This window comes from Flavobacterium endoglycinae, assembly GCF_017352115.1.
GTDB classification, from domain to species: Bacteria; Bacteroidota; Bacteroidia; order Flavobacteriales; family Flavobacteriaceae; genus Flavobacterium; species Flavobacterium endoglycinae.
Genome location: NZ_CP071448.1, coordinates 5,404,289 through 5,426,095 on the forward strand (window position 1 = coordinate 5,404,289; position 21,807 = coordinate 5,426,095).

Below are 21,807 nucleotides of genomic sequence, written 5' to 3' on the forward strand. Positions count from 1 at the left end.
ATTTTAAATGTTAATTTTAGATAAGTTGTTTTGGAAAACAGATATAATATTTTGTCACTAATTTAGATAACGATTTCAAATTCAATTGATCAGAAGCTTCAACAACATCTTCAATTGTCTTATCTTTTTTCAAAATTCGTATCGGTTCAGCTTCTTTACTATAGGCCTGATTCTTTATTTTACCTCTAAAAATGAAATATCCCGCATCAACTGCCGAAATATTGTGTGCCTCCGCAAACTCTTCTTTTAAAGACTGCGATTCTTCCATCGGAATTTTATCTGCACTTAATTTAATCTTTAGCAAATCTCTGTTTATAATCATTTTACTCAAAGTTGAAAGAATAAAATCACTATGTTTCTGCCATGATTTTAAAGCGCTAATAATATCAAAATCATCTAATTGAGAAAATAAATCCAGTTTTTCGGTATCGAAATCTTCCAGTGTGATTTTGTTCTGCATAAAATACATAAGCGGTTCACTGCAAGGAAGTTTTATTCCCTTTAAAGTCAGCTCTTTTGCTCTTTTTAAAAGTTTCATCAAAATTAATTCGGCTACCAAACTGGTTTTATGCAGATATGCCTGCCAGTACATTAATCTTCTTGAAAGCAGAAATTTTTCGACAGAGTAAATTCCCTTTTCTTCTATAACCAAAACATCATCTACGACATTCATCATTTGAATTAATCGGCCAGAATTGACGTTTCCTTCTGCAACTCCGGTATAAAAACTATCTCTTTTAAGATAATCCATACGATCCATATCCAATTGGCTTGAAATCAATTGCAACATGAATTTTCTATGATATTCCCCCTTAAAAACCTGAATAGCAAGACTTAATCTTCCTTCAAATTCTTCATTCAGCTTATTCATAAATAACAAAGATATAGCTTCATGATTGACATCTTCTACAATACTTTTTTCCATTGCGTGAGAAAATGGTCCGTGGCCAATATCATGAAGTAAAATGGCGATGTACAAAGCACATTCCTCTTCACTGGAAATAGCAACACCTTTAAAACGAAGCGTTTCAACAGCCTTCTGCATTAAATGCATACAGCCTAAAGCATGATGAAAACGTGTATGATTGGCCCCAGGATAAACCAAATACGATAATCCCATTTGTGATATACGGCGTAAACGCTGAAAATACGGATTCTGGATTAAATCGTAAATAAGTTCATTTGGGATAGAGATAAACCCGTAGATTGGGTCATTGAATATTTTTAACTTGTTAATATGAGTCACTAGATGGTTATTTTTTGGTCAACAAATATAAGTAATAACTATAAACAGATTTCAGTTTTTAACTTAAATAATCGATATTTACAATCCGTAATTTCTTAATTCAGAAAAACTCACCCAAAAAAGATCTTAAAATAATTTTCACTTTAACATTTCTAATTTTATACTATTTTTAATACTTTTTAAGTTCTATAGCTTTAAATTGCATTAAAATAAATTTGTTTATGGATAAAATTAAAATACTTTGGGTCGATGATGAAATCGATCTTTTAAAGCCTCATATATTATTTCTGGAGAAAAAAAATTACTCTGTAACTACTTGTAATAACGGACTTGACGCTATTGCATTGTTTGAAGAAGACAATTTTGATATTGTTTTTCTTGATGAAAATATGCCGGGAATGAGCGGTTTGGAAACACTTTCGGAAATGAAAGAAAAAAAATCATCTATCCCGATGATTATGATTACCAAAAGTGAGGAAGAATATATAATGGAAGAAGCGATTGGTTCTAAGATCGCCGATTATTTGATAAAACCCGTTAATCCCAACCAAATTCTTTTGAGTTTGAAGAAAAACTTAGACGATTCAAGGTTAATTTCGGAAAAAACTACCTTAGATTATCAGAAAGAATTCAGAAAAATTTCAATGGAATTAGCTATGGTTAATTCGTACGAAGACTGGGTTGAATTGTACAAAAAACTTCTTTTCTGGGAGCTGAAACTTGAAAATATAAACGATCAGGCAATGATCGAAATTCTTGAATCACAAAAAGTGGAAGCCAATTCGCAATTTGGAAAATTTATCGAAAGAAATTACGAAGATTGGTTTGCTCCAAAAGCCGATAAACCTATTCAGTCCAATACTCTTTTTAAAGAATTAGTAGTTCCAGAAATCAAGAAGAAAGACAAACCTATTTTGTTTGTCGTTATTGACAACCTTCGCTATGACCAATGGAAATCTTTTGAAACTGTTGTCTCTAATTATTACAAACTCGAAAAAGAAGTACCATACTTCTCTATTCTTCCAACGGCAACACAATATGCCAGAAACTCCATTTTCTCAGGTTTGATGCCATTGGAAATGGAAAAACAACATCCTGAATATTGGAAAAATGATGTTGAAGATGGCGGTAAAAACCTTTATGAAGCCGAATTTTTAACCGCACAATTAAAACGTCTTGGATTAAACATTAAACAAGATTATTTTAAAATCACCAATTATGCAGGAGGAAAAAAACTGGCAGAAAACTTCAAAGCATTAAAAGGCAATGATTTAGTAACGGTTGTTTATAATTTCGTGGATATGCTTTCGCATGCCAAAACAGAAATGGAAGTGGTAAAAGAATTAGCTTCTGATGACAAAGCCTATCGTTCGTTAACATTAAGCTGGTTTAAAAATTCACCTTTATTAGAATTGATTCAGCAGGCACAGCTTTTAGGATTCAAATTAATACTAACTACAGATCACGGAACAATTAATGTAAAAAATCCGTCGAAAGTTGTGGGAGATAAAAATACAAGTTTAAATTTGCGTTATAAAACGGGACGTAGTTTAACCTACGAACAAAAGGACGTTTATGTGGTAAAAGAGCCTAAAACAATTGGCCTTCCAGCCATAAATATGAGCAGTTCGTTTATTTTTGCCAAAAATGATTTCTTTCTGGCTTATGTAAACAACTACAATCATTATGTAAGTTATTATAAAAACACCTATCAGCATGGTGGAATTTCATTAGAAGAAATGATTATTCCGTTTTTGGTGTTTAACCCTAAATAAAAAGTTTTCAGTCGCAGTTTTCAGTAATAGTTAAAACTGAAAACTGTCACTGTGACTGAGAACTAACTAAATAAATAAGTAATTAAAAATGAATATCGTTTTTTCATTAGATCAAATTCAAGAAGTTGCAGAACAGATTTTAGCTTCAAATCCTAAAAAAATCATTCTTTTTAACGGAGAAATGGGAGTTGGAAAAACCACTTTAATCAAACAACTGTGCCAAACTTTAGGAGTTCAGGACGCCACCAGCAGTCCTACTTTTTCTCTAGTAAACGAATATCAAACTTCTAATAATCAAACGGTTTATCATTTTGATTTTTATCGATTAAACAAAGAAACAGAAGCACTTGATATGGGTGTTGATGATTATTTGTATTCTGGAAACTGGTGTTTTATAGAATGGTCTGAAAAAATAGCCAATCTGCTTCCTGCCGAATATTCAACAATCAATATCGAATTACTGGCTGATGGAAAACGGAAATTAGAACTGGCATAAACTTGCAACCTTTTTTAATACACTGAAGATTCCGTAAGAGATTTAAGAAAACAATAAAATGAATATTGCAAAACAAGTAGAAATAATTCCTTTTTCTACAGAATTAAAAGAGCACATCAAAACTTTAAATATAGCTTGGCTGGAAAAGTATTTTAGAGTTGAAGAGCAGGACACTATTACACTTTCAAATCCTCAGGAAGAAATTATTGATAAAGGCGGCATTATTTTCTATGCGCAATATGACAACAAAATTGTCGGAACAGTTTCATTATTAAAAGCTGACGATTCTACTTTTGAATTAAGTAAAATGGCAGTTTCTGATCAAGCGCAAGGACTCGGAATTGGAAACAAACTTCTTGAACATTGCATAAAAGTTGCTAAGGAAAAAGATATAAAAACGCTTTTTTTGTACTCAAATACTATTTTACTACCAGCGATTCACTTATATAAAAAATTTGGTTTTGTTGAAATCCCCTTAAAATCGGGCATTTATGAAAGAGCTGATATAAAAATGGAGAAAAAAATTTCTTAACATTACCATTATAGTATTAGCAGAATTTTTGCATTAATTTTAAATCTTTTTGCGTAATTTGTACCCTTTAATTTTTTGCACAATCCATGTCAATTACTTTAACTCCGTTTACAAAACAACAATTAATTCCACAGGAAGAAAAACTTGAGATTGGTCGATTTAAAAGTGAGCTTTTTATAGGAATTCCCAAAGAAACAAGTTATCAGGAACGTCGTATCTGTTTAACTCCCGATGCCGTTAATTCGCTTACTTATGAAGGACACCGAGTAATGATTGAATCTGGAGCTGGAGAAAGTTCGAGTTATACTGACAAAGAATATGCAGATGCTGGTGCAGAAATTACAAAAGATACCAAAAGAGTTTTTGGTTGTCCGATTCTTTTAAAAGTAGAACCGCCAACATTAGCTGAAATCGAAATGATAAATCCTGAAACAACTATTATTTCAGCGATTCAGCTTAAAACAAAAAAGAAAGAATATTTTGAAGCTTTAGCCAAAAAGAAAATTACGGCATTAGCTTTTGAATATATTAAAGATGAAGACGGATCTTATCCTGCTGTAAAATCTTTAAGTGAAATTGCTGGAACGGCATCAATACTCATCGCGTCTGAATTAATGATTACAGATGAGTTTGGAAAAGGACTTTTATTCGGAAATATTACTGGAGTTCCTCCTACTGAAGTTGTTATTTTAGGCGCCGGAACTGTTGGAGAATTTGCAGCAAAGACTGCACTTGGATTAGGCGCAAATGTTAAGGTTTTCGATAATTCAATCACGAAACTTCGCCGTTTACAAAACAATTTAAATCAACGTATTTTTACTTCTACTATCCAGCAAAAAGGTCTATTAAAAGCATTAAGACGCTGTGATGTTGCTATTGGTGCGATGCGCGGAAAAGACCGCTGTCCGATTGTAGTAACAGAAACCATGGTTGAACATATGAAAAAAGGCGCTGTAATAGTTGATGTAAGTATTGATATGGGCGGCTGTTTTGAAACCTCAGAAGTAACAACTCATGAAAAACCAACCTTCATAAAAAGCAACGTTTTACATTATTGTGTCCCCAACATACCTTCACGTTACTCTAAAACTGCCTCATTATCAATAAGTAACATTTTAACTCCATATCTGCATCAGATAGCCGAAGATGGTGGTTTAGAAAGTGCCATTAGATGTAATAAAGGTCTTAAAAATGGAATTTACCTATATCATGGAATATTAACAAACAAAGCTATCGGCGACTGGTTTGACTTACCAGATAACGATATTAATTTACTTGTATTCTAAAGGAACTTTAATGTACCTTTGCCAAAAAATTATTTCATGAAATTTGTACATCGTTTTGCATATTATTTAATTGGTTTAGTGATGGGGTGCTTTTTTGTAGCCCTTGTTTTTAGTGGTAAAGACACTCGTTGCAACTATTTCCCAAATGCTAGAGTTTTAAATAATATTAAGACAAAATCTTCTTTTGAATATTCAGATCAGGCAAAAAAAGCATTAAGCGAAAACTGGATCAATAAAAATGACATCATAAACACACTGACCTATGGCGATGTTGATTTTGATCAAAGTAATGTTCCTTATAAAAAAGGGAAGTTATATGTGATTGAAGGAAAAACAGTTAAAAATCAGGAAATTATTCTAAAAATAATCAACTACGAAAACAAAGCAATTTTAGAAGAAATTATCAAAAAATAATTTTACTTAATTCTATACTCTGTGTTGAAGAAAACCTGAGACTTCTAGAAAACTGTACTGTTGACTCAAGTATTTTTACAATAGCGGATGGTAAATTTGAGGTTCTAGATTATTAGAATAAAATAGAACCTTCTTTTATATTACCATTCAATCTGCGGCAAACCTTTTGATTTTAAAAAATCATTGGCGAGACTAAAATGTTTATTCCCAAACCAAAAACCTCGATTAGCACTTAAAGGCGAAGGATGTCCTGATTTTAAAATATGATGTTTTGAAGCGTCAATCAAAGCCGCTTTCTTTTGAGCAAAACCTCCCCAAAGTAAGAAAACAACATTTTCTTTTTCGGCAGAAATTTGTTTAATAACAGCGTCAGTAAATTTTTCCCAACCTTTTCCTTGATGGCTTCCAGCTTCAGATTGTCTAACAGTTAAAGTAGCATTTAAAAGAAAAACACCTTGATCTGCCCAGCGTTCCAAGTTTCCCGTTTTTGGCATTGGTTTTCCTAAGTCCGTTTCAATTTCTTTAAAAATATTATATAAAGAAGGAGGAAATGGAATTCCGTCGTTTACAGAAAAACACAAACCATTTGCTTGATTGGGTCCGTGATAAGGATCTTGTCCAATAATAACAACTTTTACATCATCAAAATGACAATGATCAAAAGCAGAAAAAATCTGATTCCCTTTTGGATAACAAACTTTAGTAGTATATTCAGATTTCACAAATGAAATTAATTCGCTGAAATATGGTTTTTGAAATTCTTCATTTAAAACTGGTTTCCATGAAGAATGCATTTTTACGTCCATAATATTTTTTTTAGCGAATATCAGCAATTATTAGTTAAAATCATATTTACTCACAATAAAATTTAGACACGAACTAGTAGAATTCAATCATTATGTTTTTGTACTTTTGCGTGTACTTTCTTAAAGAAATTAAATGATTAGTATTACCGAAAAAACATTACAAGACTTACAATTTCCAACTGTACTCGAAACCATTTCAGATGGTTGTAACACTGATATTGGAAAAGAAAAAGCTTTACAAATAAAACCTTTTAGAGATAAAGAAGAATTAATGCAGGCTTTGATGCAGACGTCAGAGTATGTATCTTCTTTTCAAAATAATAACGCAATTCCAAATCATGGATTTGACGCGATCACGCACGAAATTAAGTTTTTAGCTATTGAAGATAGTTTTCTTGAAGTAGGAAGTTTTAGAAAAATAGCAAACCTTTCTGCAACAACAAATGTCTTATTAAATTTCCTGAAAAAGTTTGATGATTATTATCCAAACATCAATGCAAGAGCTTCTCGTGTAGAATTGACAAAAGATATTATCACAGCAATTGATGCGATTGTAGATAAATATGGAGAAATAAAAGACAATGCCTCTCCTGCTCTTTCTGGAATTCGACAAAACATGAACCTAGTTCGCGGTAAAGTAAACCAAAGTTTTGGCGTGGCTTTAACGCAATACAATGGCTTAGGATATTTGGACGATATTAAAGAAAGCTTTGTACAGAACCGCAGGGTTTTAGCGGTTTTAGCCATGTACCGCCGTAAGGTAAAAGGCTCTATTTTAGGAAGTTCAAAAACTGGAAGTATTGCCTATATAGAACCTGAAGCTACTTTAAAATATTCAAGAGAATTAGCCAATTTAGAATACGAAGAGAAAGAAGAAATTACGAGAATTTTAAAAAATTTATCGAATGTAATTCGTCCGTATCTACCATTATTAATTGAATATCAAGATTTTTTAAGTGATATTGATGTAGTTGCTGGAAAAGCAAAATATGCAAATCGAATTAATGGTCTTTTGCCAACTATTACAGAAGAAAGAAGATTATTTTTTAGAGAAGCATATCACCCAATTTTGTATTTGAACAACAAACAAAAACAAGAAGTTACGCATCCGCAGACCATTGAGCTGAAACAAGAAAATAGAATTATTGTCATTTCTGGACCAAATGCCGGAGGAAAAACCATTTCCTTAAAAACAGTTGGATTATTACAATTAATGCTGCAGTCAGGAATTTTGATCCCAGTTCATGAAAGAAGCGAGACTTTTTTGTTTGATAGAATCTTAACGGATATTGGAGACAATCAATCTATTGAAAATCATTTGAGTACATACAGCTACCGATTAAAAAACATGAATTACTTTTTAAAGAAATGTAATAGAAAAACCATGTTTTTAATTGATGAATTTGGTACGGGTTCTGATCCTGAATTAGGTGGAGCTTTGGCTGAAATTTTCTTAGAAGAGTTCTATCACCGTGAGGCTTTTGGAATTATCACAACACATTATTCCAATTTAAAAATTCTGGCAAACGAATTACCATACGCAACAAATGCGAATATGATGTTCGACGAAAAATCACTTGAACCAATGTACAAATTGGCTTTAGGCCAGGCCGGAAGTTCGTTTACTTTTGAAGTAGCTCAGAAAAATGGAATCCCGTTTGGATTGATCAATCGTGCCAAAAAGAAAATCGAAGTTGGAAAAGTTCGTTTTGATAAAACCATTGCAACGCTTCAAAAAGAAAGATCGAAACTGGAAAAAACTTCTTTAAATTTAAAAGAAGAAGAAACCAGAGCTCGGGAAGAAAGTAAAAAGATGGAAAACATCAATACTAGAATTCAGCAGAAACTGGAAAGCTATCAAGAATTATACGACAGTAATCAGAAGATCATTTACATCGGACAAAAAATTGATGATATTGCTGAGAAATATTTCAACAATAAAAACAAGAAAGAACTTATTGGTGAATTTTTGAAAATTGTTGAGATTGAAAATTCGAAGCGTAAAAAAGCAACTCCAAAAGAAGTCAAAGCAAAAGTTGAAAAACAAAAAGAGATTATTGCTGAAGTTCAAGTAAAAGTCGAAGAAATTCGAAAAGAGAAAAAAGAGAAGAAACTGAAACCAGTTGTAGAAAAACCAAAACCAATTTTAAAAGTTGGTGACCGAGTAAGAATGCTTGACGGAAGATCTGTTGGAAGTATCGATTTAATCGAAAAAAATAAAGCAACAGTAAATTACGGCATTTTTACTTCCAAAGTTAGTTTAGACGAATTAGAATTAGTTGAAGCTGTTAAAAAATAAAGATTTCATTTTCAATTACAGTTTTAGTCATAAAATTGAACTAAAAAACGGCAAAATTCAAATAATCTCGATATAAGAACATATTTTATTTTTTACAATAAATAAGGTCGTAAATTTTTAAAAATCGCTTAAAATCGATTTATGAAAGTCGATTTTTATATATAAAATTTATTGATTTTATTTTTTAAATAAACACAAACAATAATTAATATAAAACTCTGCTTTTTTGAGTAAATATATAGTTTCTTAAAATTTAAAGCTTTAGAAAACGTATTACAAATGGTGAAAAAATGGAAAATCTTCCAAAAAATAAAAAAATAGTACTCTTCGATGGTGTTTGTAACTTGTGTGATGGCGCTGTTCAGTTTATTATCAAGCATGATAAAAAGGATATTTTTCGATTTGTATCGTTGCAGTCTGAATTAGGAAAAGAAATTTGTAATTATATTGGTGTCGATCAAAATAAAATTGACAGTATCATTTTATACAATCCAGGTGTTGCTTACTATTACAAATCAACAGCTGTTATAGAAATTGGAAATGATCTAGGCGGAATTTACAGCTTAATTTCAGCTTTTAAAATTTTACCCGAAAAACTACGAAATTATTTTTACGATTATATTGCAAAAAATCGATACAAATGGTACGGCAAAAAAGAAAGCTGCATGATTCCTACTCCAGAATTGAAAGCCAAGTTTCTGTAGAAAATCCCAAAATTCCAAATTCCAAGCTTTGTGGAATTCTTGCGAAAGACTACTTGTTCCTAGGAAAGAAAAACTAAACGCGAAAAACATATTAATAAAAAATCCCAAATTCACAAAAATTGTAATTTGGGATTTTTTTATTGAAATTTCAGATAGATTACTATCTAATTAATTTTCTATATTTCAAACGTTTTGGAGTTAAGTCACCACCAAGACGTTTCTTTTTGTTTTCTTCATAATCAGAGAAACTTCCTTCAAAGAAATAAACCTCAGAATCTCCTTCGAAAGCTAAGATGTGTGTACAGATTCTGTCTAAGAACCATCTATCGTGAGAGATGATTACAGCACAACCTGCAAAATTCTCTAAACCTTCTTCAAGTGCACGAAGTGTATTTACGTCAAGGTCGTTCGTAGGCTCATCCAGTAAAAGTACGTTTCCTTCTTCTTTCAAAGTCATTGCTAAGTGCAAACGGTTACGTTCTCCACCAGAAAGCATTGATACTTTTTTGTTCTGCTCACCGCCACCGAAGTTAAAACGAGATAAATAAGCTCTTGAATTTACCTGCTTTCCTCCCATCATAATTAATTCCTGACCATCGGCAAAGTTTTCCCAGATTGATTTATTCGGATCAATGTTCGCGTGTGACTGGTCTACATAAGCAATTTTCACAGTGTCTCCAACTGTAAATTCTCCGCTATCAGTAGTTTCTTCTCCCATAATCATTTTGAAAATGGTTGATTTACCAGCACCGTTTGGTCCAATAATCCCAACGATACCTGCTTGTGGTAAAGTAAAGTTTAAATTATCATATAATAATTTATCACCAAAAGCTTTGGCAACATTTTTAGCTTCAATAACATTTGTACCTAAACGAGGTCCATTAGGAATATAAATTTCTAATTTTTCGTCTAGTTGTTTTTGATCTTCATTCAATAATTTGTCGTAATTCTGTAAACGCGCTTTTTGTTTTGTCTGACGACCTTTTGCTCCTTGGCGAACCCACTCCAACTCACGCTCTAAAGTTTTTCTACGTTTAGAAGCCACTTTTTCTTCTTGAGCCAAACGGTTTGATTTCTGATCCAGCCAAGAAGAATAATTTCCTTTCCATGGAATACCTTCTCCTCTATCTAACTCAAGAATCCAACCCGCCACATTATCAAGGAAATAACGGTCGTGAGTTACGGCAATTACAGTTCCTGAATATTGTGCTAAGTGCTGCTCTAACCAAAGTACAGATTCAGCATCAAGGTGGTTAGTAGGCTCATCTAAAAGCAATACATCTGGCTGCTGCAATAGCAAACGACATAAAGCTACGCGACGACGCTCTCCTCCTGAAAGGTTTTTAATAGGTGTATCACCTTCTGGTGTACGCAATGCATCCATTGCAATTTCTAATTTGGTATCGATTTCCCAAGCACCAAGAGCATCAATTTTATCTTGTAATGCCGCTTGACGATCCATCAATTTATCCATTTTATCCTGATCTTCATAATATTCAGGAAGACCGAATAAATCATTGATTTGGTTGTATTCATCTAAAACTGCCATAGTTTCTGCAGCTCCTTCACGAACAATTTCAATAACTGTTTTAGAATCATCAAGAATTGGCTCCTGCTCTAAATATCCAACTGTATATCCTGGCTGAAAAACAACATCTCCTTGATAGTTTTTATCTACACCTGCAATAATTTTTAAAAGAGAAGATTTTCCAGAACCGTTAAGACCCAAAATACCAATCTTAGCTCCGTAAAAGAAACTAAGGTAAATATTCTTAAGTACCGGTTTGTCTGCTCCTTGATAGGTTTTACTCAATTTCTGCATTGAGAAAATTACTTTCTTATCGTCTGACATTTTTTATGTTCTTTATATAAATTAATTATTTTTTACGTTGAATTTTTGATTTATGAAAATTGCTATTGAGCTTACACTCTTCCTTTTAAAGCATTAAAAACCCAAGCATTAGCAATAAAACCAACTCCAGTTGCCGCAAATCCCCAGCCGGATACGTCTCTGTATCTAAAAGCGCCAAGACCTATAAGCAGTAACCCCATAAGCACCATAATGAAAGTAGCCCATCCTAAAACGGTATTTTTATTCATTCCCATAATTATATCGTAATATTTTGAAGTAGTAAAATTTTTTAGAAACGCAAATATCGTGAATTTTACTGGCTTAATTAAATATTTTATACAGCATTTCTTTAAGTAAATCTGACTGCGGCAGTGCATTTGCTCCAACTCCTTTACTTTTAACATCGATATCGCGTAAAGCTCCCACAATCTGACTGACTTTTCGCATTGGATAATTTTTTATTGCCAAATCATATTCCTTCAAGAAAAATGGATTCACACCAATTGCCGCAGCGACATTTTTAGGATTTTTATCTTTAAGTCCGTGGTATTTTAAAAGCTGAACAAAAAATCCAAAAACCAAACCTGTGGTCATCACCAGCGGATATTCTTTAGGATTGTGGGCAAAATTTTCAGCAATTTTATAAGCTTTCAATTGATTTCGTTCGCCAATTGCTTTTCGTAATTCGAATACATTATAATCTTTACTGAAACCAATATTTTCCTCAATATGCTGTGGCGTAATCATAGTTCCTTGCGGTAAAATAATCTGAAGTTTTTCAAGTTCATTGTTTATTTTACTCAAATCAGTTCCTAAAAACTCAACCAACATCGCATTTGCTTTGGGATCAATTGTATATTTTTTTCCAGCTAAAACACGTTTAATCCAGTCTCCAACTTGATTTTCATATAATTTCTTGCTTTCGAAAACAATTCCTTTCTGCGCTAGAAGTTTGGTTACTTTTTTTCTTTTGTCTAGTGTTTTATATTTATAACAAAAAACCAAAACCGTCGTTTCCATTGGATTATCAACATACGATTCAATTTTGTCAATTGTTCGCGATAAATCCTGTGCTTCTTTAACAATAACAACTTGACGATCAGCCATCATAGGATAGCGCTTAGCCGTAGAGACAATCTCATCAACCGAAACATCTCTTCCGTATAAAACCGTTTGGTTAAAACCCTTTTCTTCTTCAGCAAGCACATTTTGCTCAATATATTCAGATAACTTGTCGATATAATAAGGTTCTTCACCCATTAAAAAATAAATAGGTTTGATATTTCCCGCTTTGATATCGTTAACAATCTTTATTACTTCGTCCATTTAAAATTTGTTTCAAGATTCAGATTTCAGGTTCGAATTTCAATAACTTGAAACTTTGAACTTGAAACCTGAAACTATTTTATATTTTTGCTTTATGCTAAAACTTAATTTCCCTACCTACACTTTCCGATTCAAAAATAACGAAAATAAAGTGTCTATTTTTGATGAAATCAGGAAAAAATTTATAATTCTTACCCCCGAAGAATGGGTGCGTCAGCATGTTGTTCATTACTTAATAAATGAGAAAAAATATCCAAAATCGCTCATCAATGTAGAGAAAGTTTTAACAGTCAATGGGTTAAGAAAAAGATACGATGTTGTAGTATTTAATTCTGATGGTTCTATACATATATTAGTAGAATGCAAAGCGCCCGAAGTGAGGATTTCACAAGCAACTTTTGACCAGATTGCCCGCTATAACATGACAATGCAGGCACGTTTTTTGAATGTCACAAACGGACTGAATCATTATTATTGTCAAATGGACTTTGAAAATGAAAAATATCAGTTTTTACCAAGCTTACCCGATTATAATATTATAAAATAAGAATTCTTTTGGATAAAATAGCAGTTGTCATTTTAAATTGGAACGGAGTTAAATTGTTAGAACAATTTTTGCCGTCGGTTATACAATATTCAGAAGAAGCCACTATTTATATTGCGGATAATGCCTCTACGGATGATTCTATCAATTTTATCAAGCAAAATTTTCCTTCTGTAAAAATTGTACAAAATACAGGTAATCACGGTTTTGCAAAGGGATATAATGATGCACTTCAGCATGTTGATGCAGAACTTTATGCATTAGTAAATTCTGATATTGAAGTTACCGAAAATTGGCTGAAACCGATAATTGAAACTTTCGATACAGAAAAACAAACCGCTATAATTCAGCCGAAAATCCTCGATTATAAAAACAAAGAATATTTCGAATACGCAGGCGCAGCTGGTGGGTTCATAGACAAATATGGATATCCATTTTGCAGAGGAAGGATATTTGATACTATCGAAAAAGATAATGGCCAATATGATGATACTTGTCCTCTATTTTGGGCATCGGGAGCTTGTTTCTTTATTCGAAAAGAAGTGTACCATGAGCTTGGTGGTTTTGATGAAACTTTCTTTGCGCATCAAGAAGAAATAGATTTATGCTGGCGTGCGCAAAATAGCGGGCATGTTATAAAATACAATTCAAAATCAGTTGTTTATCATGTCGGCGGTGCAACTCTGGCTCAAGGAAATCCTAAAAAGACATATCTCAATTTCAGGAATTCACTATTGATGATGGTAAAGAACCTTCCCAAAAAAGGATTGTTTTTTGTGATTTTCTTCAGAATGATTTTAGATGGAATTGCGGCTATCCGTTTTCTTACACAAGGAAAATTTGGACATACATTTGCGATTTTAAAAGCACATTTTTCATTTTATTGTCTATCTTTAAAGTATCTGAAAAAAAGAAAAGATTTTCAAATACAGCAATACTATACTGTAAAAAGTATCGTTTTCCTCTATTATATAAAGAAATTACGGGTTTTTAAAGAAATCTTTAACACTAATCAAAATATTAAAAACTAAATTTGTAATCAACGTTTAATTAAATATAATACCTATGAGAAAAATAGTTATCGCACTATCAGTATTAATGGCCTTAACTTCGTGTGTATCTAAAAAAGAGTACGCAGCACTAGAAGCTAAGAATAAAGAAATTCAAGATTTATTAAACTCTTGCACAGTTAAATTAAATTCTTGTTTAGAAGAAAAAGCAGGATTAGCAGCTACAGCTGAAAGCTATAAACAACACAATCAAGACTTAATAAACAGCTCTAAAGATTTAACAGTTTTGACTACTAAAGGAGCTGAAAATCTTGAAAAATCTTTAGAAAGCTTAAAAGAAAAAGATTTAAAAATTTCAAGACTTCAGGATGCACTTACGAAAAAAGACAGTGTAACTTTAGCATTAGTTACAAGTTTAAAAGGTGCTGTTGGAATCAACGATCCGGATATCGAAATAAATGTTGAAAAAGGAGTAGTATTTATTTCTATTGCTGATAAATTATTATTTAAAAGCGGAAGCTACGAAGTTAGTGACAAAGCTAAATCTGTTTTAGCAAAAGTTGCAAAAGTAGTTAACGACAAACCAGATTTCGAATGTATGGTTGAAGGTCACACAGATGACGTACCTTACAGAAGTAATGGTGTTTTGTTAGACAACTGGGATTTAAGTGTTAAACGTTCAACTTCAATCGTTCGTGTATTAACAAATGACCTTGGTGTAAACCCAGCTAAATTAATTGCTGCAGGTAGAAGTTCATATGTACCATTAGTTGCAAATGATACTCCTGAAAACAAATCTCGTAACAGAAGAACTCGTATCGTGGTTATGCCAAAAATCGACCAGTTCTATGATATGATCGAAAAAGAAATGAAAAAACAAGCTAAATAATAAGAGCTTTAAAAGCAAAAAGCAGGTCAATTGACCTGCTTTTTTTATTATTGTAATTAACTAACTAAATTTTAACTACTATAAAGTTAGTTATATTTTTTTAGCTTTTACGTAATTCTGTATTTTTTTTACAAAATATCAATATCACCTTTTCCTTCTCTTACCACAACTGGTTCATGCTCTGAAAGATCGATGATTGTTGACCCTACGTTGTCTCCATAACCACCATCAATAACCATATCTACCAGATTCTGCCATTTTTCAAAAATTAGTTCGGGATCTGTAGTATATTCAATTACATCATCTTCATCACGAATAGAAGTCGAAACAACTGGATTTCCTAACTGGCGGACAATTTCTAAAATGATATTGTTATCTGGAACACGAATACCTACGGTAGTTTTCTTCTTAAACTCTTTTGGTAAATTATTATTTCCTGGTAAAATAAAAGTATACGGCCCAGGAAGGGCTCTTTTTAATATTTTAAAAGTCGACGTATCGATTTGACGAACATAATCAGACAAATTACTCAGATCATGGCATATAAACGAGAAATTGGCTTTCTCTAGTTTAACACCTTTAATTTTTGCAATTTTCTCTAATGCTCTCGAATTGGTAATATCACATCCTAAACCATACACGGTGTCAGTAGGATAAATTACCAAACCACCATTCTGAAGCACTTTCACAACTTTTGCAATCGCAGCTTCGCTTGGTTTATCGGGATATATTTTTATAAATTCGGCCATTTTGTTTTTTATTTAAAGTTAGATAGTTTTCAAGTTAAAATCATTACACATTAAAATTTTCATATTTCATATTTATTGTGCAGGAGTTTAATAGAAGTCTAACTATCCAATAACATCCAGTTTAGCAAATCTTAAAAGTAATTTCTTAATTCCTCCTACTTCAAATTTAATCTCTGCTTTTCTATCAGGACCAACACCTTCAAGATTAATCACTTCGCCTTTTCCAAAACGTTCATGCATAACTACATTTCCAATGGTTAATTTGCCATCAAACAAATTTGGTGCAATAGCATTTGGATTAGTTCCAGCAACTGGTTTCAGTTTTCTAATATTTAGATCCGGTTTCGGACTATTATCTGTAATGTGTTTAGGCGGTGTTCCTCCAACTGGTTTTGTTAATCTCAGTTTTGATTTATCAACATCACCAAAAATATCTCCATCAATTGGCGATTTGTAGCGATAATTACTTTCAGCAGGAGTTAAATATTCTAAATATTGTCCTTCAATCTCTTCAATAAAACGAGATGGTTCACTATCAGTTAATTTTCCCCAGCGGTAACGCGACTGAGCGTAAGTTAAATATGCTTGATGCTCTGCACGAGTTAATGCTACATAAAACAAACGACGTTCCTCTTCTAATTCACTTCTTGTACTCATACTCATTGCACTAGGAAACAAATCTTCTTCCATACCAACTACAAAAACATGAGAAAACTCTAATCCTTTGGCTAGGTGAATTGTCATTAACGCCACACGATCATCATCATTTGTATCTTTATCCAGATCTGTTGCCAAAGCTACATCTTCCATAAATTCAGAAAGCGCACCTCTTGCTCCGTCAATTTCTCTTTGTCCTTCGGTAAAATCTTTAATACCGTTTAAAAGTTCTTCGATATTCTGAATTTTTGCCATTCCTTCTGGAGTAGCATCTTTCTTTAATTCCTGAACCAAACCTGTTTTCTTAGCAACATGATCGGTAACATAAAAAGCATCCTGATTCTGATCGATAACTTGAAAACTCTGAATCATCGTAACAAAATCCTTTAATTTGTTTTTTGTACCCGCATTCAGCTTTAAGTCGATTTTATCAATATTGACCATTACTTCCCAAATCGAACGTTTGTAATGATTGGCAGCAATAGTCAGTTTTTCTACCGTTGTATCACCAATTCCACGTGCTGGATAATTGATGACACGAATTAAAGCTTCTTCATCTTTCGGATTCAAAACCAAACGCAAATAACATAAAACGTCTTTAATTTCTTTACGCTGATAGAAAGACAAACCACCATAAATTCTATACGGAATATCACGTTTTCTTAACGCATCCTCCATCGCTCGAGATTGTGCATTTGTACGGTACAAAATAGCAAAAGCGCCATTATGCAATTGATTTTGCATTTTCTGTTCGAAAATAGTGCTAGCAACAAAACGACCTTCTTCGGCATCCGTTAAACTTCTGTGGACTTTAATTTTTGGTCCAAATTCATTTGCTGTCCAAACAACTTTATCCAGTTTGGTTTTATTATGCTCCATTACCGTATTCGCAGCTTCCACAATGTTTCGCGTCGAACGGTAATTCTGCTCCAAACGGAACATGACCACACCTTCATAATCCTTCTGGAAGTTCAAAATATTATTGATGTTCGCTCCACGGAAAGCATAAATACTCTGCGCATCATCTCCAACTACACAAATATTTTGAAATTTATCTGATAAAGCTCTAACAATCAAATACTGAGAGTGATTCGTATCCTGGTACTCATCAACCAAAATATATCGAAAGCGGTTTTGATATTTTGCTAAAACTTCTGGAAAGCGAGTCAGCAATTCATTGGTTTTCAATAGCAAATCATCAAAATCCATGGCGCCGGCTTTAAAACAGCGTTCCACATACTGCTGATAGATTTCACCTAATCTCGGCTTTTTAGACATAGCATCGGCTTCAATCAATTCTGGATTATTGAAATATGCTTTTACAGTAATTAAGCTGTTTTTATAACTTGAAATACGTCCTAAAACTTGTTTTGGCTTATAAATATCACGATCCAGCTGCATTTCTTTAATAATAGAAGAAATCAGTCTAGCCGAATCCTGAGAATCATAAATCGTAAAATTGGAAGGATATCCTAGAAGTTCCGATTCTGCACGAAGAATACGGGCAAAAATGGAATGGAAAGTTCCCATCCAGAGGTTTTTGGCTTCAGATGCTCCCACAATATCCGAAATCCTGTGTTTCATTTCCCTCGCCGCTTTATTCGTAAACGTAAGCGACAAAATATTAAAGGCATCGACTCCCTGATGCATTAAATAGGCAATCCTAATTGTTAAAACACGGGTTTTCCCCGAACCTGCACCAGCAATAATAATCATTGGCCCGTCTTTTTTTAAAACAGGTGCTCTCTGCGCTTCGTTGAGCTGGTCAATATATTTCTGCATGTAATTTTCTCCTTTTATGCAAAATTAAGAATTAATGATTTAATAAGCTACTAAGTTGCTAAGGTTCTAAGCCACTAAGTTTTTTAATTTGAAGCCAAACAAAAAGGCTTTTTTTAAAGTATGGTTTCCCGCTTTCGGCTTTATTTCTTCGCTACGCTGCGAGGATACCGCCTCAATCGGGGCTAAAGATAAAGAATTTACATTTTTGAATATTTTGAAAGAAAAATCCTAAATATTATATTTGTAAAAAACTTAATGCAAATTAATGATTGTAAAACTAACGGAAATCGCCGAAAAAACATATACATCAATTATTGAGAGATTCAGTGATTCAAAAGCAAAAATTTTCTCAGAAAAAACTATCTCAACTATAGAAATGATTATTCAAAATAATGAGATTTGTTCTAGATATAAAAAAACTTGTTATCGAAAATTCTTGTTATCAAACCAAGTATATATTTTCTATACAATAGAAAGTCAAATTTTATATATCATTTTGTTTTGGGATAACAAGAGAAATCCTGTCGATTTAGATATTATACTTAGCTCTTAATCTCTCTTTAAAATCATCAAAATCAATAGTTCTGCCAGCTCTTATATCCTCCTCACCTTTCTTCAATTCTTCAATTAACATTTCTTCTGGAAACAATAATTTAGTTATCAACTTAACTTCCTGATGTGTGAATGTTTTTGATTTTAATTTCCTGTAATATGTAGCATGTTTTAAGCCCAATTTTTGCATAAAAAATTCAGCCTTATAATATGATTTATTGATTAATTCAGGTAAACTATCAATGTATTTCTCGTAATTCTCAACTATTTCTATCATATTTTGATACTAATAATATTGTTTAAACAACAAATATAAATCAAAAAAATGAGAAAAGGTATAGCAATATAAAAATCCAACATCTCAGAACCTTACAATCTCATTTAAAAAATACATCATAAGCAAAACGAATCAGAGTTCCCACAACAACTACTAAAAAGAAAATTCTAATAAAGCTGTTTCCTTTGTTAATAGCCAGTTTTGCACCTAACCATCCGCCTAATCCATTGCTTACAGCCATAGGAATTGCAATTGACCAGATAATTTTTCCTTTTATCATAAATAAACAAATTGATCCAAAATTAGTCGCCAGATTTACCATTTTAGCATTCGCAGAAGCATGAAGAAAATCAAATCCTAAAAGGGCTATGAACGCTACCACAAAAAAACTTCCAGTTCCTGGACCGATAAATCCATCATAAAAGCCAACGATTACACTAATGACAACCGCATAAATTATTTGTGTTGTTGCCGAATGATCTTTAACAACATGTTGTCCGAAGTTTTTCTTGGCGTAAGTGTAAATGAATAATAAAGACAAAACGACCAATAAAAGTGGTTTCATAAAATCATTACTTACTAAAGTCAAAATTGTCGATCCCAAAAATGCTGACGGAACTGCCAGACACATCATTATAATTAATAATTTCCACTGAATAACCACTTTTTTCAAGTATTGGAAAGCAGCAAAAGCAGTACCGCTAAAAGCAGGAATTTTTAAAGTTCCTACCACTGTCGAAACTGGAAGATTTGGTAAAAGAATTAGTCCCATTGGAGTCTGGATTAAACCACCACCGCCTACAATTGCATCAATAAATCCAGCTGCAAAAGCGGCTAAACAAAGAAAAATAATGATATACGAATCCATTAAAAAGATTTTTCGGTAACTAAAAAAACAAGTTACAAAAGTAAGTCTTCCTTTTTGTTTATTACTAAAAATTTAAAATGGATTTTTCCTTAAAAAGTATATTTTTGCTTAAAAATTATTCAAATGGATTTTACAAGAATTATAGAATTAGCCAGCTATACACTGCCTGCAATTATTACCGGATTGGTAGCATATCGTTTTTTTGAACTGCACATTAAAAACAATGACAGAAAACGTGCTTTTTTATTGAACAGAGAAGCTCATAAAGAATCACTTCCCATTCGTTTACAAGCTTACGAACGTATGACTTTGTTTTTAGAACGTATCAATCTGACGAAATTATTAATTAGAATTTCACCGATTTCACAAAACAAGCATGATTACGAAAACTATGTAATTGACCAAATCGAACAAGAATTCGAACATAATTTAACACAGCAGATTTATATGTCTGATGAATGCTGGACAATCATTACAACTGCTAAAAACGCAACCATCCAGATGATTCGTAAAGCTGCTATGAGCGATAAAGTAGACAATGCAGACAAATTACGTGAAGTAATCTTGAATGATTTATTAGAAAAACAATCTCCAAGTAATGCCGCTTTAGGATTTATCAAAAATGAAGTCGCTGAACTTTGGTAAAAATATTGCAGACTTTAGATTTCAGATTTTAGATTATAGCTAATCCACCATCTGAAATCTAAAATGTAAAAAATTATAGTTTTCTGTTATCACTCATAACTTCCGATTTATTTTGAGCATATTCATAGCCTTGTTCCCACCATTCTTTCATTATTTCTTTATTAAAAATCAAAGCATTATCGGTGAGTTTTGTTGGTGTATAATATAAATTAAGTTTTACATTCTTGCTATTTGCCATAAGTTTTCCAATAGCAATATCGTGTTTTTCAACTTGATCTAAGGCAATTCTAAATAAGTCAATCATCAATGAAAATGGATTTTTCCCAATAACCATTTTGTTTGTATTAACTTCTGTTTCTAATATAATTACGTCTATTTCTGTAGCACCGCGGTTAATTGCTTCACGAATAGGAACCAGACTCGAAAATCCACCATCACCATATTCAGAGTTATTTTTGGTCACTAAACTCATAAACGGAACGTAGTTACTTGAAATCCAAGACCATTCACAAAATTCTTCATACGTACAATCTTTTACAGATTTGTATTCTGATTCGTTTTTAGTAAAATTGGTTACGGTAACTATAACATCTGTTTTAAGCTTTTTCAATTTATTAAAATCAGTAAGAGAAAAATTATTCTGAATGTATTTTTTTAAGCCTTTGCTTTCTCCAAAAGTACGTTTTCCTTTAAAAAACTGGCGCAGTACATTAAAGTGATTAATGGTAACAATATCTACACCATCTTTATTTTTAACTACAAACGGACAAATATTAAATATACTTGCCATGGTAACATTAGTATAAATCGAATGGATTTGCTTAATATGACCTAAAGCGAGATGCGGAATAAGTAAACTTCCCGTCGATGTACCTAAATATAAATCGTATTCATGTTTTTTTTCTTCGATTAAATATTGCGCAACTCCGCCGGCAAATGCGCCTTTACTTCCACCGCCAGAAATAACTAATGCTCTCATAAAATGTATAACGTAGGTTTTTGGTTTTGTTTTGGGGTTGAAAATGGAGAATAGAGGAAAGAATCAAGAAGAAAGTCTTTTTTTTTACTTTTTTCTTTTAATTTCTTATTTCTATCGTC

General features: G+C 32.4%; 21 protein-coding genes. 11 read left to right on the forward strand and 10 right to left on the reverse strand.

The window, feature by feature from the left end:
- Positions 1-16: 16 nt before the first annotated feature.
- Positions 17-1,246, reverse strand: coding sequence for an HD domain-containing protein (locus J0383_RS23265; RefSeq protein ID WP_207296336.1), 1,230 nt, complete (start codon positions 1,244-1,246; stop codon positions 17-19).
- Positions 1,247-1,467: 221 nt separating this feature from the next.
- On the opposite strand from J0383_RS23265, the gene porX reads away from it, so the two are divergent.
- The 5 genes from porX to J0383_RS23290 all read left to right on the forward strand — a co-directional run bounded on the left by porX (position 1,468) and on the right by J0383_RS23290 (position 5,749).
- A complete protein-coding gene (porX, locus tag J0383_RS23270; RefSeq protein WP_207296337.1) occupies positions 1,468-3,021 on the forward strand; it encodes a T9SS response regulator signal transducer PorX in 1,554 nt (517 codons plus the stop codon).
- An 88-nt stretch (positions 3,022-3,109) separates the two neighbouring features.
- On the forward strand, positions 3,110-3,517 hold the full coding sequence (gene tsaE / locus J0383_RS23275; protein ID WP_207296338.1) for a tRNA (adenosine(37)-N6)-threonylcarbamoyltransferase complex ATPase subunit type 1 TsaE: 408 nt from the start codon (positions 3,110-3,112) through the stop codon (positions 3,515-3,517).
- A gap of 58 nt (positions 3,518-3,575) precedes the next feature.
- A complete protein-coding gene (locus J0383_RS23280; RefSeq protein ID WP_207296339.1) occupies positions 3,576-4,049 on the forward strand; it encodes a GNAT family N-acetyltransferase in 474 nt (157 codons plus the stop codon).
- 86 nt (positions 4,050-4,135) lie between these two features.
- Positions 4,136-5,335 carry an alanine dehydrogenase gene (locus tag J0383_RS23285; RefSeq protein ID WP_207296340.1) on the forward strand — a complete coding sequence of 400 codons (1,200 nt, stop codon included), beginning with the start codon at positions 4,136-4,138 and terminating at the stop codon, positions 5,333-5,335.
- Positions 5,336-5,371: 36 nt separating this feature from the next.
- Entirely contained in the window at positions 5,372-5,749 is a 378-nt protein-coding gene (locus J0383_RS23290) for a DUF4258 domain-containing protein (protein WP_207296341.1), read from the forward strand.
- Between the two features lie 140 nt (positions 5,750-5,889).
- Here J0383_RS23290 and J0383_RS23295 read toward each other — a convergent pair whose 3' ends face one another.
- Complete coding sequence (locus J0383_RS23295; protein ID WP_207296342.1) at positions 5,890-6,555, reverse strand: uracil-DNA glycosylase; 666 nt, start codon at positions 6,553-6,555, stop codon at positions 5,890-5,892.
- Positions 6,556-6,688: 133 nt separating this feature from the next.
- Between J0383_RS23295 and J0383_RS23300 the strand changes: the two genes are divergently transcribed.
- On the forward strand, positions 6,689-8,854 hold the full coding sequence (locus J0383_RS23300; RefSeq protein WP_207296343.1) for an endonuclease MutS2: 2,166 nt from the start codon (positions 6,689-6,691) through the stop codon (positions 8,852-8,854).
- Positions 8,855-9,144: 290 nt separating this feature from the next.
- Entirely contained in the window at positions 9,145-9,558 is a 414-nt protein-coding gene (locus J0383_RS23305) for a thiol-disulfide oxidoreductase DCC family protein (protein ID WP_207296344.1), read from the forward strand.
- Between the two features lie 160 nt (positions 9,559-9,718).
- On the opposite strand, the gene ettA is transcribed toward J0383_RS23305, so the two are convergent.
- From ettA to holA, 3 genes are all read right to left on the reverse strand, one after another.
- Positions 9,719-11,410, reverse strand: a complete 1,692-nt coding sequence (ettA, locus tag J0383_RS23310; RefSeq protein WP_207296345.1) for an energy-dependent translational throttle protein EttA — start codon at positions 11,408-11,410, stop codon at positions 9,719-9,721.
- 71 nt (positions 11,411-11,481) lie between these two features.
- Positions 11,482-11,664, reverse strand: coding sequence for a CAL67264 family membrane protein (locus J0383_RS23315; RefSeq protein WP_207296346.1), 183 nt, complete (start codon positions 11,662-11,664; stop codon positions 11,482-11,484).
- A 67-nt stretch (positions 11,665-11,731) separates the two neighbouring features.
- On the reverse strand, positions 11,732-12,736 hold the full coding sequence (holA, locus tag J0383_RS23320) for a DNA polymerase III subunit delta (RefSeq protein ID WP_207296347.1): 1,005 nt from the start codon (positions 12,734-12,736) through the stop codon (positions 11,732-11,734).
- Positions 12,737-12,830: 94 nt separating this feature from the next.
- Between holA and J0383_RS23325 the strand changes: the two genes are divergently transcribed.
- Genes J0383_RS23325 through J0383_RS23335 form a run of 3 tightly spaced genes read left to right on the forward strand, consistent with a single transcriptional unit; the run spans position 12,831 to position 15,179 of the window.
- Positions 12,831-13,283: a type I restriction enzyme HsdR N-terminal domain-containing protein gene (locus J0383_RS23325; protein ID WP_207296348.1), complete on the forward strand. Its 453-nt coding sequence runs from the start codon at positions 12,831-12,833 to the stop codon at positions 13,281-13,283.
- Positions 13,284-13,291: 8 nt separating this feature from the next.
- On the forward strand, positions 13,292-14,311 hold the full coding sequence (locus J0383_RS23330; protein ID WP_207296349.1) for a glycosyltransferase family 2 protein: 1,020 nt from the start codon (positions 13,292-13,294) through the stop codon (positions 14,309-14,311).
- A gap of 34 nt (positions 14,312-14,345) precedes the next feature.
- Complete coding sequence (locus tag J0383_RS23335) at positions 14,346-15,179, forward strand: OmpA/MotB family protein (protein WP_207296350.1); 834 nt, start codon at positions 14,346-14,348, stop codon at positions 15,177-15,179.
- A gap of 128 nt (positions 15,180-15,307) precedes the next feature.
- Here J0383_RS23335 and J0383_RS23340 read toward each other — a convergent pair whose 3' ends face one another.
- The 4 genes from J0383_RS23340 to J0383_RS23355 form a co-directional block, all read right to left on the reverse strand.
- Positions 15,308-15,928, reverse strand: a complete 621-nt coding sequence (locus J0383_RS23340; protein ID WP_207296351.1) for an L-threonylcarbamoyladenylate synthase — start codon at positions 15,926-15,928, stop codon at positions 15,308-15,310.
- 102 nt (positions 15,929-16,030) lie between these two features.
- On the reverse strand, positions 16,031-18,367 hold the full coding sequence (locus tag J0383_RS23345; protein ID WP_207296352.1) for an ATP-dependent helicase: 2,337 nt from the start codon (positions 18,365-18,367) through the stop codon (positions 16,031-16,033).
- Positions 18,368-18,896: 529 nt separating this feature from the next.
- Positions 18,897-19,196, reverse strand: a complete 300-nt coding sequence (locus J0383_RS23350) for a hypothetical protein (protein ID WP_207296353.1) — start codon at positions 19,194-19,196, stop codon at positions 18,897-18,899.
- Between the two features lie 100 nt (positions 19,197-19,296).
- The gene (locus J0383_RS23355; RefSeq protein ID WP_207296354.1) at positions 19,297-20,064 is read right to left on the reverse strand and encodes a sulfite exporter TauE/SafE family protein; all 768 of its coding nucleotides are present in this window, start codon (positions 20,062-20,064) and stop codon (positions 19,297-19,299) included.
- A 123-nt stretch (positions 20,065-20,187) separates the two neighbouring features.
- On the opposite strand from J0383_RS23355, the gene J0383_RS23360 reads away from it, so the two are divergent.
- Positions 20,188-20,709, forward strand: a complete 522-nt coding sequence (locus tag J0383_RS23360; RefSeq protein ID WP_207296355.1) for a DUF7935 family protein — start codon at positions 20,188-20,190, stop codon at positions 20,707-20,709.
- Between the two features lie 73 nt (positions 20,710-20,782).
- Here J0383_RS23360 and J0383_RS23365 read toward each other — a convergent pair whose 3' ends face one another.
- Positions 20,783-21,688, reverse strand: a complete 906-nt coding sequence (locus J0383_RS23365; RefSeq protein WP_207296356.1) for a patatin-like phospholipase family protein — start codon at positions 21,686-21,688, stop codon at positions 20,783-20,785.
- Between the last annotated feature and the right edge of the window lie 119 nt (positions 21,689-21,807).

What these genes read in the sequence shown, in the direction of transcription:
- J0383_RS23300 (WP_207296343.1), top strand. Translation starts at nt 6,689, where the DNA reads ATGATTAGTATTACCGAAAAAACATTACAAGACTTACAATTTCCAACT.
- J0383_RS23290 (WP_207296341.1), top strand. Translation starts at nt 5,372, where the DNA reads ATGAAATTTGTACATCGTTTTGCATATTATTTAATTGGTTTAGTGATG.
- J0383_RS23325 (WP_207296348.1), top strand. Translation starts at nt 12,831, where the DNA reads ATGCTAAAACTTAATTTCCCTACCTACACTTTCCGATTCAAAAATAAC.
- J0383_RS23350 (WP_207296353.1), bottom strand. Translation starts at nt 19,196, where the DNA reads ATGATAGAAATAGTTGAGAATTACGAGAAATACATTGATAGTTTACCT.
- J0383_RS23360 (WP_207296355.1), top strand. Translation starts at nt 20,188, where the DNA reads ATGGATTTTACAAGAATTATAGAATTAGCCAGCTATACACTGCCTGCA.
- J0383_RS23305 (WP_207296344.1), top strand. Translation starts at nt 9,145, where the DNA reads ATGGAAAATCTTCCAAAAAATAAAAAAATAGTACTCTTCGATGGTGTT.
- J0383_RS23285 (WP_207296340.1), top strand. Translation starts at nt 4,136, where the DNA reads ATGTCAATTACTTTAACTCCGTTTACAAAACAACAATTAATTCCACAG.
- tsaE (WP_207296338.1), top strand. Translation starts at nt 3,110, where the DNA reads ATGAATATCGTTTTTTCATTAGATCAAATTCAAGAAGTTGCAGAACAG.
- J0383_RS23295 (WP_207296342.1), bottom strand. Translation starts at nt 6,555, where the DNA reads ATGGACGTAAAAATGCATTCTTCATGGAAACCAGTTTTAAATGAAGAA.
- J0383_RS23315 (WP_207296346.1), bottom strand. Translation starts at nt 11,664, where the DNA reads ATGGGAATGAATAAAAATACCGTTTTAGGATGGGCTACTTTCATTATG.
- J0383_RS23355 (WP_207296354.1), bottom strand. Translation starts at nt 20,064, where the DNA reads ATGGATTCGTATATCATTATTTTTCTTTGTTTAGCCGCTTTTGCAGCT.
- J0383_RS23365 (WP_207296356.1), bottom strand. Translation starts at nt 21,688, where the DNA reads ATGAGAGCATTAGTTATTTCTGGCGGTGGAAGTAAAGGCGCATTTGCC.
- holA (WP_207296347.1), bottom strand. Translation starts at nt 12,736, where the DNA reads ATGGACGAAGTAATAAAGATTGTTAACGATATCAAAGCGGGAAATATC.
- porX (WP_207296337.1), top strand. Translation starts at nt 1,468, where the DNA reads ATGGATAAAATTAAAATACTTTGGGTCGATGATGAAATCGATCTTTTA.
- J0383_RS23340 (WP_207296351.1), bottom strand. Translation starts at nt 15,928, where the DNA reads ATGGCCGAATTTATAAAAATATATCCCGATAAACCAAGCGAAGCTGCG.
- J0383_RS23345 (WP_207296352.1), bottom strand. Translation starts at nt 18,367, where the DNA reads ATGCAGAAATATATTGACCAGCTCAACGAAGCGCAGAGAGCACCTGTT.
- J0383_RS23335 (WP_207296350.1), top strand. Translation starts at nt 14,346, where the DNA reads ATGAGAAAAATAGTTATCGCACTATCAGTATTAATGGCCTTAACTTCG.
- ettA (WP_207296345.1), bottom strand. Translation starts at nt 11,410, where the DNA reads ATGTCAGACGATAAGAAAGTAATTTTCTCAATGCAGAAATTGAGTAAA.
- J0383_RS23280 (WP_207296339.1), top strand. Translation starts at nt 3,576, where the DNA reads ATGAATATTGCAAAACAAGTAGAAATAATTCCTTTTTCTACAGAATTA.